Here is a 13,634-nt window from a genome sequence, read left to right on the forward strand (position 1 = left end):
CCACCTTACGAGAGTCGGCACCCGCAAGGAAGGTGTGAATGCTCATCTCTATGCATGCATATCGCTGGGAAGCAGGTCAGGCGGTATCTGGTCTCGTGTGATCACCTGCCCAGGTCCGATGAAGCGGCGGGCAACCAGGAGTCCCGCTTCGTGAGCCTCAATGCCGGCATGACTCGCCGAGGCGTCCGCAATCAGCCATGGTGTTAGGTTTTGCTCGAACGCGTCCACTGCGCCCTTCAGGACGCAGCTTTCAGTTGCGATCCCACAGAAATAGAAGTGGCTCCACTCTTTCATGCGGAACAGTTCTATGCCTTGGGCGGTGAAAGGGGTATAGGCTGTTTTATCGAGCATGGTGCCGTTAGATAGGTACGGTAGCAATTCGGAGACCACATCGATATCCGGTGAGGATTGAAGCCGTTGCCAGCCGAAAAAGCGCTCGAAGGGGCTGCCGGGATAGTTGAGGTACCGGGTGAAGAGTGTGTCGCCGCCGGCTGCCTGCCACCGGCGCACAAGGTCGGCAACGACAGGAACGATGTGCGCTGACTTCTCGCGTACGAAGCCGTTTTGCATGTCGGTGACGACAAGTACTGGGCGACCCGATGTCATTGGTTCAACCTCGTTCCGTATCGCGGAGGGTTTCGATGGATTGGTCTAGGGCTGGCATTAGATCACACGTCCGCAGAATCGCTCGGCGCATCGCCTGGTGCTGTCCGGTCTCCCGTAGGCGGGAAACAGTGAGTCGGGAGCGTACTCCACGAAGGTAGCGCCATCCATGTTCCGGCGGCACCTGTGGATCGCGGCCCTGCTCGACCTGTCGGGCAATCGCGTCGCTATACGCCCACATGGATTGAATCGCAAGCTCGCAGGCGATCAACTCAGCTTCCGTTAGGGAGCGCTCGGCTGAGATCGGGTGATACACGAGGCCGGACCATGAGGCGTAGCCTGCCGAGATTCCCCGTACGCCAAATGATTCGATGCCTACATGGTCGTACGTTTCGGATAGCAACGACTGCTCGATCAATTCCGCATGCGCCAAGTGTTCGTCATCCATGGCTCGGCCACGGTGCAGCAGTACCTTCGGTGTCGACATGATGCGTAGCGCCGTTTCTAGCAACTCAGCCGGCCACGCTGACTCAACGACCCACTGAGCGCCGAGGACATACACCGCTGACTCGTCCTCGGCAGGCGCGATGGGTGCGAGGTAATCGATGGCCCACTTTATGTTGTCGCCGTACGACACTTCCCGCCAGGCGGCGAGTGCTGCGATCGTGGACAACTGGACGTGCTCGACAAGGTGAAAGATTGCCGACCCGCACGGCCAGACGTACAGGGTGCAGTCGCCTTCCGGGTGCTCGACGGGAGTCGAGTAGCAGGTGTGCCACTGTCCCACGGCTGGCGTGCAGCCGGCGCTTTCGCGTAGCCGGGCAGTGCCCTCAGCGCCGACAAACGCTGTCACGAACTTGTGGGATCGCGCGGTGAAGTGCGGGCGATCCTCAGCGCTGCCCGTCAGCTCGCCGAACAGGTCGTGAGGCTTTGCGTCGTACGCCAGGCAGTAGAGCTGGCGGTAGATCGGGTCGGTGACCGCCACGCGCCCGGTCTCGTGGCGGTACATCGCCTTTTCGATGGCCTCGACCGTGGGTGTCTCCCGGATGCCGCGTTGTTGGCCTACGCGGTGCAGCTCCCGCGCGGCGCGCTTGCGCGACTCCCAGCCGACCGCCTTGCGGCGGTTGACCAGCACAAGATTCGGTTTGAACTGCCGTGGGACCTCATTGGACATGGGCCGTGTCCTTCGTGTCCGTGCGTAGGACCTGCCCGTATCGCTGCCCGGCGGGCAGTCTCATTGGCAGGCGAGCAAGGTGCCGCCGCGAACGGGAGCCGAGGACAGGAGGCACCTGATGATCCGACCTAGCCGGCGGTTCCTCTGCGTGGCCTCTCGGCCTGCCACTTCCGGACGGTCTCGGGCTGCCACGCCGGGGACCGGCCGAACATCCGGTCGGGCGCGGGAGCCTGGCCGCGTGAGACGTAAGAAGCCCAGGTGGCGCGACTGATCGGGGCACCTACCGACGCGAGGTAGGTGCGTACGTGGTCCGTCGTCCACCAGTCGGTGGGCAGGTCAGCGTCAGTCATCAGTACAAGCCTACGTGGTACGTGTGCTTGCGCGAATACAACGTGGAGTTGTAGCGTCACGGATACAACGCCACGTTGTATCCCGCCAGTTGGGGTCCGGGGAAGGCAGTGCGTAGCAGCACTGCACGCCTACGTCCCGCTGCGCGATTGGTCTTTGAGAACTTCACAGCAGAAGCGCCGCGTAGATCCGTCTGCGGCATCCCCGCCTTGAGCCACACGGTGGCCGACCTTGGTCGATCCCAAGCGAGCGGGGCGAGTGGGCCGGATCTTGGCGCGCGGTTTGGGCTTCTGCCTTTTCTTCCTGTTCGTCCCGTGGGTGCGGCCGGTTTGGTCGCACCCACGGGGCTTCCCACTTCATCGACTCTCCCGGAGGTTTCCCGTGAGGAAGCGCCTCGCCCCTGTCACCGCCGAGCCGACCGCCGCCGACCTGGCGGCGATCGAGGCGGAGTGGCCGCTGATCGCGGCCGAGCTGGACGTGCTCGACGCCGAGATCACCCTGATCTACGCCGAGGACCACGGCGGCCCGACCGCCTTGGACTGGCGACGCCTGCGCCGGGCCGAGGCCCGCGTCACCCGCGCCGCCGCCGACCTGACCACCCGCACCGACCCGCACCGCGCGGCCTGATGTCCCGCATCCGCGCCGCCTACTTCGATCCGGACGGGGCGCGGTACGGCATCCCGACCTACTGGTGGCGAGGTGCCCCGCCCGGCTACGCCACCCGCCGGCAACTGACCGCCGCCGGTATGCGGCCCGGTGGTCAGCCGGTCGCCGCTCAAGTGCTGTGGCGCGGCGTCGGTGGTACCCGCGCCGCCTACCTGTACCGGGTCGACCTGGCCCGACCGAAGCGCACCGCCACCCCCGCCCAGCGGCGCGGCATCGCCGCCGCGCTGACCGCTCGCCGCACCTGCCCCACCTGCCGGCAGGTGCGCGACTACTACATCCCGCGCTCGCTCGGCGAGTGCCTGACCTGCGCAAACCCTATGGAGGTTGCCGCATGACCCCCCGCACCTACACCGACCCTTCCGTGTTGGCCGGCATCGCCGCCGGAGCCTCGTGGGCCGATCCGCAGATGGACCCGACCCGCATCGACTGGACGACACGGCGGGCCGCCGCCGCGATCCCGTTCCCGCTGGTCGACGGACGGCCGGTCAACCCCTACGCACCGACCGGCATCCGGTACGGGCGGAACCTGTTGGGCCACTGGGGCGAGCAGCAGTGCGCCGACGCCATCGTGACCGCGACGACGCCGGGCGGGTGGCGCTGGCTCGTGCTCATCGAGCGCGCCGACGGCCACGGCTGGGCGCTGCCGGGCGGCTATGTCGACCCCGGAGAGAGCGCCCTGGCCGCCGCCGTGCGGGAGCTGGCCGAGGAAACCGGCCTGGCCGTTGACCCCGCTGACCCGTGGGTGACCACGCTGCCGACCAGGTACGTGCCCGACCCGCGCGCCTCCGATGAGGCGTGGATGGTCACCACCCCGATCCGCTTCGACGTGGGCGTGTACGCCGGTGCGCTGCCCGACGTGACCGGCTCCGACGACGCCCGCCGCGCCGTGTGGGTGCCGGCCGTCGACTACGGCTGCGTCGTCCGCCACCTGGCCGACGCCTACGGCGGCGAGGTGTTCGCCGCTCATCGTGACCTTCTCGCCGACGTCCTCGGGGGTGCCTGATGAACGTGCAACTGCTTGACCAGCTCGCCGACCTCGCCGAGCAGCACCGCGCGTTGCTGCTCACGGTGGGCGGCGCGGCGCTGCTGCTGCTGACCGCCGCCGCATGGTGGGCGCGGCGCCGGGGCAACCGCGGTGCCGCGTACCGGTGGGCCGCTGGGGCGGTGGCCGTCGCGCTGTCCGCTGAGGGCATGTGGGAGGTGGCCACGGAATCTCTCGGGTTCGCGTGGTGGAAGGCGCTGCTGCTGTTCGCGTTCGCCGAGCTGGCGATGCTCAACGAGGCGCACCAGGCCAAGGCCCGCGTGTCCGCCGAGCGCGAGCCGGGGGTGCATGGCGTCGCGGTCTGGGTGATCGCCGTCGGGGCGGGGCTGATCGCGGCCAGCAACGCGGCGAACACCGCTGAGTATCTGCTGCGCCTCGGTGCGCCGACGCTGCTCGCGTGGCAGTGGTGGTCGGACCTGATTGCCGATCGGCCGGACCGGGAGCGCCAGCCGTCGCGTTGGGTCTGGACGCCGCAGCGCATCGGTGTGCGGCTCGGGCTGCTTAAGCCGGGCGGGCTCGACGACCTGGGCGCGGTGTTCCGCCAGCGCAACGTCGAGCGCATGGTGCGCCTGGCCGACCGGATCGACACCGGCAGCGAGCGACTTGCCGACCGGCGGGCGCTGCGGCTGCGCCGGCTGGCCCAGAGCGCGACGCCCGAGATGCTGGCTGAGGTCGGCGAGCGGTACCGCCGAGGGCTGGACGTGACCGCCGTCATCTTCGGCGGCGGCGAGCCGTCCGCCGAAGAGCCGGCCCCGGTCGACTCGTGGGACTACAGCGTCCCCATCGGCCCGATGCCGGCTCCGGTGGCGTCGCCGGGGACGCCGGATGACGTCACGTCGCCCGCCAAGCCGCGCGCACCGCGCCCCCGCCCGAGGTCGCTCACGAGCGCCGAGAAGGTGGCCCGTGCTGCCGCCAAGCTGCCCGCCGGAACGGTGGCGCAGATCGCCGCCAAGGCCGGCGTGAGCGAGTCCACCGCCCGCCGCTACCTGCCGCCAGCAACCGCCCCGGTAGCTGCGGAAACGACCACCGCGCGGCCCGTCAACGGGACGCCCGTCGAGCTGATGGAGACGACCCGATGAGCGCGCAGTGGTGGTCGTGGGCGCTGACCCTGGTCGGCCTCACCGGGTGGTGGCTCACCGGCCGCCGGCTCTGGCAGGGCTGGGCCGTCAGCCTCTCCGTCCAGATCCTCTGGCTGGCGTACGCGCTGGTCACCGAGCAGTACGGCTTCATCGTCGCCGCCCTGTCCTACGGGGCCATGGCGACGCTCAACCTCCGCCGGTGGCGCGCAGAAGCCGCCACCACCGACCGCAAGGAGCAGTGAACATGGCGATCACTTCCTGCCGCGACTGCGGCACCAGCACCTTCAAGTCCGTGTCCGTCGACCAGTCCGGCACCCTCGCGATCTGCGCGGAGGGTCACTACAACTTCGACGCCGGATCCGGCGGCAGCTCCGTGGAGGTCGGGAAGGTCAAGGTCAAGGGCCAGTCCGCGATCGGCAATGGGGCCGTGGCCATCGGCAAGGCCGACAAGAAGGGCAAGAAGAAATGACCCGCCGCCGGTTGCTGCTCGCCCTGGTCCCCGCCAACGCCCTGCTCCTGCTGGTTGCCCGGGACGGGTGGGCCGTGGCCGCCGCCGTCTGCGGCGCGCTGGGCTGCCTGCTGGCCTACCTGTCCGCCCGACCCACCGGCGGCGGCTCCGGCCGCTCCCGCTAACCCCGCCCGGCGGCGCGGCCTCTGGCTTCCCAACCTGCGCCGCGCCGCCGGCCCCCTACCGATCTCCCGACCGATGGAGGAACCCCCATCATGACCTCCCCCCACGAAGACGACCGATTCGACTGGCAGGCGGCAGAGGCCGACCTAACCGACCCCCCGACCGGCCCGGATGCCGAGGTGGTGGACCTGGATGCCGCCCGGTCCCGCCGGCAGCCCACCGCCGCCCCCGACGACGACAGCGACCCGGACGACGACCGGCCCGAGGGTGGGCCGGTGCTGGTCGACAGCGTGGAAGCACAGCGCCGGCCGCGGTTCTCCCTGGCCGGGTTCCGCGACGCCGAGCGGGTGCCGATCCTGCCGGGCTGGCTGCGCTCGCGTGCGGAGTTCGCCAGGAACCTGACGTGGGCGGGCGGGTTCGCCGCTCACGCCGCCGGCTACCACGCGCTGCGGCTGCCGAAGTACGCCGGCCGCATCGCGTGGCGTGCCCCGCGCGGCCTCGCCCGACTGGTCAGCGGGTACGGGCGGTGGCTGTTCGACCTGGAAGGCGAGCCGGTCCGACAGTCGGTGGTCCGCGCCGCGATCGACAAGCCCGAAGAGGCCCGCACCTACCAAGGGCTGTCGCGGCAGCGTGACCGGCGGGTGCGGTGGCGCGGCCTGACCGCGATCCCCGCCGTCCTGGCCCTGTTCACCCTGGCCGGGGTGCTGCTGCTCGCCCCAGGCGCGGTGCAACTCGCCGCCCTGGCCGTGGCGGTGACGGCGCTCGCGTTGCTCGGTGCGCCGGCCGATAAGCCGCTGCTCGACACCGCCGTGGTCCGGACCGCCGCTGCGCCGCTGACCAGCGCGGAGGTATTCACTGCGCTGGCGTCGCTGCGGATCCCGGGCATCGACGCCGCGATCCGCCGTGGCGACAACGGCAAGCGGTGGTTCCCCGCGCCGATCGCGCGGGAGAACGGCGTCGGCTGGCGCGCCGAGGTGGAGTTGCCTCGCGGCGTGGTCGCCTCGGCGGTGGTCGAGAAGCGCGAGGAGTTGGCGGGCGCGCTGACCCGGCCGCTCGGGTGCGTGTGGCCGACCGCCAACGCCGACGTGCACCCGGGCCGGCTCGTGCTGTTCGTCGCGGACAAGGACATGTCCCGCGCCAAGCAGAAGCCGTTCCCGCTGCTCACCTCCGGCACGGTGAACCTGTTCAAGGCCGCGCCGTTCGGCACCGACCCGCGCGGCGCGCTGGTCACCATCACCCTGATGTACGCGTCCGTGATCATCGGTGCGTTGCCCCGGTTCGGTAAGACGTTCGCACTCAGGTTGGCGCTGCTGCTGGTCGCGCTCGACCCCCGCTCGTGGGTGCTGGCGTTTGACCTCAAGGGCACCGGTGACCTGTCCCCGTTGGAGCCGGTCTGCCACGCCTACCGTGCCGGTGACGACGAAGACGACATCGTGTACCTGGTCACCGCGCTGCGCGAGGTCCACACGGAGATGCGGCGCCGCACGAAGGTGATCCGGGACCTGCCGCGTGACCTGTGCCCGGAGAACAAGGTCACCGACGAGTTGGCGAGCAACCGCAAGCTGGGGTTGCACCCGATCGGCATCGGCATCGATGAGTGCCAGCGCGGGTTTGAGCACCCGAAGTACGGCGCGGAGATCGAGGAGATCTGCGAAGACCTCGTGCGTCGTGGCCCGGCGGTCGGGATCATGCTCAAGCTGGCCACCCAGCGCCCGGACGCCAAGAGCCTGCCCACCGGCATCTCCGCCAACGCGGTGCTGCGGTTCTGCCTCAAGGTCATGGGGCAGACCGAGAACGACATGGTGCTCGGCACGTCGATGTACCGCAACGGCATCCGGGCCACGATGTTCTCCCGCCGGGACAAGGGCATCGGCTACCTGGCCGGTGAGGGTGACGAGCCAGTCATCGTCAAGACGTTCGAGATCGACGGCCCGACGGCCGAGGCGATCGTCGCCCGCGCCCGCAAGGCCCGGGAGCGCTACGGCAACGTCACCGGCCACGCCGCCGGGGTCGTGCTCGACACCACCGCCGTACGGCGCGACACGATCCTTGAGGACGTCGCCGGGGTCATGGCCGAGGCCGAGCCGAAGCTGTGGTCCACCGTGATCGTCAAGCGCCTCGCCGCGCTGCGGCCCGACGTGTACGCCGGCTTCACCGCCGATCAGCTCCGCGAAGCGCTCAAGGTCCACGGCCTCACGACGAAGCAGTGCTGGGGCGAGGACACCGACACCGGGGAATCCGGCAACCGAAAGGGCTTCCACCGCGCGGACGTGCTCGCGGCGCTCACCAAGCGTGACCGCGAGGCGAGCGGCGGCAAGAGCAAGTAGCCGAAGATTCGCCGCTAGGTCTAGCGGCCAGCCCCGCTAGACCTAGCGGCACCGCTAGCGACCCAAACATTTCCTGGCCAGCGCCCTAGCACCTAGCGGCGTCGGCCCCGTGCACCCTCAAAACGGCCTGTGGAGGCGTTTCGTGCTGACCATCGCCGCGCTAGCTAGCCTGACCATCCTCGGTTACGCAGCGTTCTACCTGATCAAGTGCTACGCCGTGCCGTTCGGCCCCTGCCGCCGCTGCAAGGGCACCGGAGAGAGGCGCGGCCTCATCCTCCGACTCACCCGCGAGTGCCACCGCTGCGCCGGCACCGGCAAACGACCGCGCGTCGGCCGCCGCGTCATCGAGCGCGTCCGCGACGAGTACCGGGCCGGCACCCGATGAACCGCCGCAACCCGAACGAGCACACCGACTGGTGCGCCGGAGGTCACCGCTGCGGCCTCGGGGAGCACCGCTCCGAAGAGATCGTGGTCGACATCGCCGGCCGCTCCCGCGCCGTCCTCGTGCGCGTGCGCACCGCCGCCGGCCGCGAACACGCCGAGGTGCGCGTCAGGGTCGCCCTCGCCCCGGCCGAGCTGCCCGCCCGCCGCCAACTGATCGGGTTGCTCGGCGACCTGCGGCACGCCGTCACCCGCGCCGCCATCGCCGCCCGCCCTCGTCCGAGAAAGGCCACGTCATGACTGACCTGTTCACCCTCGCCGCGCTGGTCGCCGGCCGTCTGGACGCGATCAACGGATGTGACCGTGAGGAAACCGGGCTGCGGATTCTCAAGGTCACCGAAGAAGCCGGTGAAGCCGCGTCCGCGTGGATCGGCACCATCGGCCAGAACCCACGCAAGGGCGTCACCCACACCACGGAAGATGTGGCCGCCGAGCTGGCCGACGTGGTGCTCACCGCCCTGGTCGCTATCGCCAGCATCGGCCACGACCCGCGCCAGGTCATCACCGCCTGCGTGGGCAAAGTCGCCGCCCGACTGGACAACGCCTACCGCTCGCCGGAGCGCTGATGCCGGCCGGGTGGCTTGTCGCCTCGGCGGTCCTCGGCCGCCCGGTGACCAACGCCGAGCCCTACCCGCACATCTGCGGCCGACGGCTGACCGCCGCCGACACCCTCACCGGTCGGCCGGTCGACCTGCTGCGCCGTGACTGCGCCGCATGCGCCCAACAGCGCCACGACCGCGCCGCCCGCCAGCCCGACCCGGCAGGCGGCGCGGTGGTCGACCTGGCCGCCGCCCGCGCCCGCCGCACTGCCCGAAAGGAGAGGTCCATTGCGTGATCTGCTCACCGCCGCCCTCGGCCACGCCGAACGCGGCTGGCACGTCTTCCCGCTGCGCCCCGACGACAAGCGACCCGCTTTCCCCGACCACACCGCCGAGGACTGCGCCGGCCGCGACCCACGCTGCCGGTCCGGCCACCTCGGGTGGGAGCAGCGCGCCACCACCGACCCGGCCCGCATCCGCCGGGCCTGGTCGCGCCGCCCGTACGGCATCGGGATCGCGTGCGGCCCGTCCGGTCTGGTCGTGGTCGACCTGGACGTGCCGAAGCACCCCGACGACAACCCGCCGCCGGAGTGGGCGGGAGCGTGCGACGGATGGGACGTGTTCGGCAGCCTCGCCGCCCGGCACGGCACACCGATCGACCCGTTCGACGGGTTCGGCCCGGACGCCGGACCGCGCACCGGCATTGAGGCGACCTACACCGTGGGCACCGGTAGCGGCGGCACCCACCTCTACTACCGCCACCCCACCACCGGCCCAGCCCTGCGCAACACCACCGGAGAGCGCGGTGGCCTCGGGTGGAAGGTCGACACCCGCGCCCACGGCGGCTACGTCGTCGCCGCCGGCTCCACCGTCACCGGCCGCCCGTATGCCGTCGCCCTGGACTACGAACCCGCGCCGCTCCCCGCATGGCTGGCCGGGCTGCTCGCCCCCGTCCCGCGACCGGCCCGGCCGGCAGCCGCGGTGAGCCTGCCGGCCGACCGGCACGGCCGGTACCTGGCCGCCGCGATCCGCCGGCAAGTCGCCCACCTGGCCGCCGCCCCGGACGGGCAGCGCAATCACGCCCTGTTCACCTCTGCGGTGGCGCTCGGGCAGCTCGCCGCCGGGGCAGCGCTGACCGACGACGACGTGACCGCCGTCCTGGAACCGGTCGCCCTGTCCATCGGGCTGCGGCCCGGCGAGATCGCCCGCACGATCGCCTCCGGGCTGCGCGTCGGCGCGCGCCAGCCTCGCCGCCTGAGCAGCATTCAGGAGGCGGCATGAGCGGCACCCGGTTGAAGGTCGGCACCGGCCCGGAGAGCATCCGCGCGCTCAAAGCCGCGCTGGTCGACGGGCTGCTCCCGGACACGTACGTGTCCGCCGGGCAGCTGGTGCACATGGAAGCCGTCTCCGGCGAGCTGGCCCCGGCCGCCGATGAGGATTCGCCGCTGCCGGTGTCGGCCAGCGTCATCAACCCCGCCGGGCTGGCCGGGCTGCTCGCCGAGCACGCCTACGTCTACCGGATGCGCACCCGCAAAGGCGACGGCGGCGACCCGGAACCCTACGAAGAGGAAACCACCCCTTCCCGGGAAGTCCTGTCCTCAGTGCTGGCCGGGAAGACGTGGCCGGGTGTGGCGCCGCTACGCGGCATCATCGGCGCACCCGTGCTGCGCCGTGACGGCACCCTGTTGCAGACCCCCGGCTACGACCGCACCACCGGCCTCTACCTCGCCTCGAAAGTCGCCCTGCCCACCGTGCCCGACGCGCCCACGGCCGAGCAGGTCGCGGAGGCGCGCACGTTCCTGCTCGGCCGATTCCTCCGCGACTTCCCCTGGGCCAGCGCGGCAGACCGGGCGAACTACGTGGCGCTGTTGGCCACGCCGATCCTGCGGCACTTCACCCGATCCCTGACCCCGTTCGCGCTCATCGACGCCACCATGCCCTCATCCGGCAAAACGATCCTCACCGCCGGCCCCGGCATGCTCTACGGGCAGCGCGTCATGAACTGGGCCTACTCCGACGAAGAACTCCGCAAGTCCATCACCGCCGTGTTTGCCGAACAGGTCGGCGTGGTCATCTGGGACAACCTCGCCGAAGGCACCGTCATCGACTCCGCCGTGCTCGCCCAGCTCGTCACCAACGGCGTGTGGTCCGACCGGCAACTCGGCGCATCCCGCAACATCGCCACCGTCAACGACCGGCTATGGATGGCCACCGGCAACAACCTGCAAGTCGGCGGAGACATGGCCTCCCGCACCGTCCGAGTGCACCTCGACCCGGACATGCCCCGCCCCGAGCTGCGCGACCAATCCGGGTTCGGCATCCCACACCTCGACCAATGGATCACCATTCCGGCCAATCAGCTCACCGTGCTGTGGCACCTGCTGGTGCTGGTGCTCGACTGGACCCGGCAAGGCGCACCCCGCGTCTCCGGGCTGTCGATGCGGCAGTTCACCCCGTGGGCGCAAGCACTCGGCGGATTCCTCGCCCACCACGGCATCGACGGATTCCTCACCAACGCCGCCGACGTGCGGGAAATCGATGAAGACGAAACGCGCTGGCGCGCGTTCCTCACCACCTGGCATGAGCGCCACGCCGGTCGACCTTTGACCGCCGCTGACCTACGCCGCGACGCCGAACCCATGCACCTCGGCAGCGACGCCCACGACCCGTGGGACGGCCAGTTCATCACCACCGCCGCCGGCCGACTGCCCAACCCGCTGCAACTCGGCCGGCTGCTCACCGGGCAAGCCGGACGCTGGCGCGGCGATCACGTCCTACGCACCGGCCGCCACGAACGCGGCAACCGCGCCGTCTTCTGGGTCGAACGCCACCAAGGCTGAAACCCGCTGAACCATCTCGGCATCTCGGCATCTCGGCGAAACCAGCACCCTAGCTGCGCAAACAACCTGCCGAGATCAACCACCTAGACAGCCATCGATCTCGGCATCTCGGCACACCACCTGCCGAGATCACCGCCACTTGCCGAGATCACTCAGCGAACCCGGAACGATCTCGGCACCCGTTTGCCCAGCTCAACGGCACCTTTGCCGAGATGCCGAGATGCCGAGATGGTTCAGCCTCTCCCACAACGAACGCCGACCACCGCGACCAACCCGCGCAGACCGGCCCGCTGAGAGCCCCTGAGCCCAACCGGCCCATGCCATCACACCGGCGCACCCGAAATCGTGGCTCTGCGGCGCTCTCAGCGGGCCGCCCTAACGACTTCTATCGATCTGCCTGCCGTGCCTAGCAACTGACCCTCGCCCGACGAGAACGCCAGCCACCGGCGCTCTCAACCCACCGGAACCACGGGGAGAAGCCGTGCCCACGCCAGACAACCGCGTTGTCCTGACCATCGAAGAAGCCGCCCAACGACTCGGCATCGGCCGCACCACGATGTACGCCCTCATCAAGACCGGCCAGATCCGCACCGTCACCATCGGCCGCCTCCGCCGCATCCCCACCTTCTGCCTCGACGAGTACGTGCGGAACCTGCTCGCCGAACCCACGCCACTCGACCACGCGGCTTGACGAAAGGAGCCAGCCAATGGGACGCAAACCGAACGGCGCATCCAGCATCTACAAAGGCGGCGACGGCTACTGGCACGGCCGCGTGACGGTCGGAGTAAAGGACAACGGCAAGCCGGACCGGCGGCACGTCCAAGCGAAGACCGAGGCCGAGGTGACCCGCAAGGTCCGCACCCTCGAACGGGAGCGCGACAACGGCACGGTACGGAAGCCGGGGCAGCGCTGGACGGTCGAGAAGTGGCTTACGCACTGGGTCGAGAACATCGCCGGCCCGGTGGTCCGTACGAACACCTTCGACGGCTACCGGGTCGCCGTCCGCCGGCACCTCATCCCAGGCGTGGGTGCCCACCGCCTCGACCGCCTAGAGCCAGAGCACCTGGAGAAGCTGTACGGCCGGATGATGGCCAACGGCAGCGCGGCCGGCACCGCCCACCAGGCGCATCGGACCATCCGCACGGCACTCGGCGAGGCGGTGCGCCGGGGGCATCTCGCCCGGAATCCCGCCGCGCTGGCCAAGCCGCCGCGCCTCCCGGATTCCGAGGTGCAGCCGTACACCGTTCCCGAGGTGCAGGCGATTCTTCGCGCGGCGGCATCGCGGCGGAATAGCGCCCGGTGGGCCGTAGCGCTCGCACTCGGACTACGGCAAGGCGAAGCGCTGGGCCTGAAATGGCCGGACGTGGATTTAGACCACGGAACGCTGACTGTGCGACGGGCGCTTCTCCGGCCGAAGTGGCGGCACGGTTGCGACGGGAAATGCGAGCAGAGGTTGCCCGGCCAATGCCCCGACAGGGTGAACGAACGGCCGGTAGCGGCGGACACCAAATCCCGCGCCGGCCGCCGCTCCATCGGCCTGCCGGATGCCCTGATCGAATTACTCCGGCAGCACCGGAAGGAACAGGACGCCGAACGCGAAGCCGCTGCCCAGCTCTGGCGCGATGAGGGCTGGGTGTTCGCCTCCCCGACCGGTGAGGCGATCCATCAGGCGACGGACTACGACGAATGGAAACGGCTGCTCAAGCTCGCCGGAGTGCGGGACGGCCGGCTACACGATGCGCGACATACGGCCGCCACCGCGCTCCTGGTCCTCGGCGTCTCCGGCCGCGCCGTGATGGGCATCATGGGTTGGTCCAACTCGGCGATGGCCGTCCGGTACCAGCACATGACTGACCAGGTGCGCCGTGATATCGCCCAGCAGCTTGGCGGGCTGCTCTGGGGAGACGAGTGAAACGTAGCTCTTGACGGGGGCGGCTTATAGC

General features: G+C 70.1%; 18 protein-coding genes. 16 read left to right on the forward strand and 2 right to left on the reverse strand.

The window, feature by feature from the left end:
* Positions 1-48: 48 nt before the first annotated feature.
* Positions 49-606, reverse strand: coding sequence for a cysteine hydrolase (locus K7640_RS13590; RefSeq protein ID WP_222955174.1), 558 nt, complete (start codon positions 604-606; stop codon positions 49-51).
* A gap of 4 nt (positions 607-610) precedes the next feature.
* Positions 611-1,777, reverse strand: coding sequence for a hypothetical protein (locus K7640_RS13595; protein ID WP_222955175.1), 1,167 nt, complete (start codon positions 1,775-1,777; stop codon positions 611-613).
* A gap of 729 nt (positions 1,778-2,506) precedes the next feature.
* Here K7640_RS13595 and K7640_RS13600 point away from each other — a divergent pair.
* The 16 genes from K7640_RS13600 to K7640_RS13675 all read left to right on the forward strand — a co-directional run bounded on the left by K7640_RS13600 (position 2,507) and on the right by K7640_RS13675 (position 13,603).
* Positions 2,507-2,752 (forward strand): DUF6284 family protein, encoded by a 246-nt coding sequence (locus K7640_RS13600; RefSeq protein ID WP_222955176.1) that lies wholly within the window; start codon positions 2,507-2,509, stop codon positions 2,750-2,752.
* Positions 2,752-3,126, forward strand: coding sequence for an RRQRL motif-containing zinc-binding protein (locus K7640_RS13605; protein ID WP_222955177.1), 375 nt, complete (start codon positions 2,752-2,754; stop codon positions 3,124-3,126). Before K7640_RS13600 ends, K7640_RS13605 begins: the two co-directional genes overlap by 1 nt.
* Complete coding sequence (locus K7640_RS13610; RefSeq protein ID WP_222955178.1) at positions 3,123-3,794, forward strand: NUDIX domain-containing protein; 672 nt, start codon at positions 3,123-3,125, stop codon at positions 3,792-3,794. Before K7640_RS13605 ends, K7640_RS13610 begins: the two co-directional genes overlap by 4 nt.
* Positions 3,794-4,912, forward strand: a complete 1,119-nt coding sequence (locus K7640_RS30195) for a hypothetical protein (protein WP_255608968.1) — start codon at positions 3,794-3,796, stop codon at positions 4,910-4,912. The genes K7640_RS13610 and K7640_RS30195 overlap by 1 nt, the downstream gene beginning before the upstream one ends.
* Positions 4,909-5,154: a hypothetical protein gene (locus tag K7640_RS13620; RefSeq protein ID WP_222955179.1), complete on the forward strand. Its 246-nt coding sequence runs from the start codon at positions 4,909-4,911 to the stop codon at positions 5,152-5,154. Before K7640_RS30195 ends, K7640_RS13620 begins: the two co-directional genes overlap by 4 nt.
* Before the next feature lie 2 nt (positions 5,155-5,156).
* Positions 5,157-5,381 carry a hypothetical protein gene (locus K7640_RS13625; protein WP_222955180.1) on the forward strand — a complete coding sequence of 75 codons (225 nt, stop codon included), beginning with the start codon at positions 5,157-5,159 and terminating at the stop codon, positions 5,379-5,381.
* The gene (locus K7640_RS13630; protein ID WP_222955181.1) at positions 5,378-5,545 is read left to right on the forward strand and encodes a hypothetical protein; all 168 of its coding nucleotides are present in this window, start codon (positions 5,378-5,380) and stop codon (positions 5,543-5,545) included. The genes K7640_RS13625 and K7640_RS13630 overlap by 4 nt, the downstream gene beginning before the upstream one ends.
* Before the next feature lie 90 nt (positions 5,546-5,635).
* The gene (locus K7640_RS13635; RefSeq protein WP_222955182.1) at positions 5,636-7,870 is read left to right on the forward strand and encodes a cell division protein FtsK; all 2,235 of its coding nucleotides are present in this window, start codon (positions 5,636-5,638) and stop codon (positions 7,868-7,870) included.
* A gap of 142 nt (positions 7,871-8,012) precedes the next feature.
* Positions 8,013-8,255, forward strand: a complete 243-nt coding sequence (locus K7640_RS13640) for a hypothetical protein (RefSeq protein WP_222955183.1) — start codon at positions 8,013-8,015, stop codon at positions 8,253-8,255.
* Entirely contained in the window at positions 8,252-8,551 is a 300-nt protein-coding gene (locus tag K7640_RS13645; protein WP_222955184.1) for a hypothetical protein, read from the forward strand. Before K7640_RS13640 ends, K7640_RS13645 begins: the two co-directional genes overlap by 4 nt.
* A complete protein-coding gene (locus K7640_RS13650) occupies positions 8,548-8,877 on the forward strand; it encodes a MazG-like family protein (RefSeq protein ID WP_222955185.1) in 330 nt (109 codons plus the stop codon). The genes K7640_RS13645 and K7640_RS13650 overlap by 4 nt, the downstream gene beginning before the upstream one ends.
* Positions 8,877-9,146, forward strand: coding sequence for a hypothetical protein (locus K7640_RS13655; protein WP_222955186.1), 270 nt, complete (start codon positions 8,877-8,879; stop codon positions 9,144-9,146). Before K7640_RS13650 ends, K7640_RS13655 begins: the two co-directional genes overlap by 1 nt.
* A complete protein-coding gene (locus tag K7640_RS13660; protein ID WP_222955187.1) occupies positions 9,139-10,131 on the forward strand; it encodes a bifunctional DNA primase/polymerase in 993 nt (330 codons plus the stop codon). Before K7640_RS13655 ends, K7640_RS13660 begins: the two co-directional genes overlap by 8 nt.
* Entirely contained in the window at positions 10,128-11,690 is a 1,563-nt protein-coding gene (locus tag K7640_RS13665) for a hypothetical protein (RefSeq protein WP_222955188.1), read from the forward strand. The genes K7640_RS13660 and K7640_RS13665 overlap by 4 nt, the downstream gene beginning before the upstream one ends.
* Positions 11,691-12,171: 481 nt before the next feature.
* Complete coding sequence (locus K7640_RS13670) at positions 12,172-12,381, forward strand: helix-turn-helix domain-containing protein (protein WP_222955189.1); 210 nt, start codon at positions 12,172-12,174, stop codon at positions 12,379-12,381.
* A 16-nt stretch (positions 12,382-12,397) separates the two neighbouring features.
* A complete protein-coding gene (locus K7640_RS13675) occupies positions 12,398-13,603 on the forward strand; it encodes a site-specific integrase (RefSeq protein ID WP_222955190.1) in 1,206 nt (401 codons plus the stop codon).
* The last annotated feature ends 31 nt before the right edge of the window (positions 13,604-13,634 follow it).

Origin of the sequence: Micromonospora sp. PLK6-60 (genome assembly GCF_019890675.1) — a bacterium.
Classification (GTDB): domain Bacteria; phylum Actinomycetota; class Actinomycetes; order Mycobacteriales; family Micromonosporaceae; genus Micromonospora.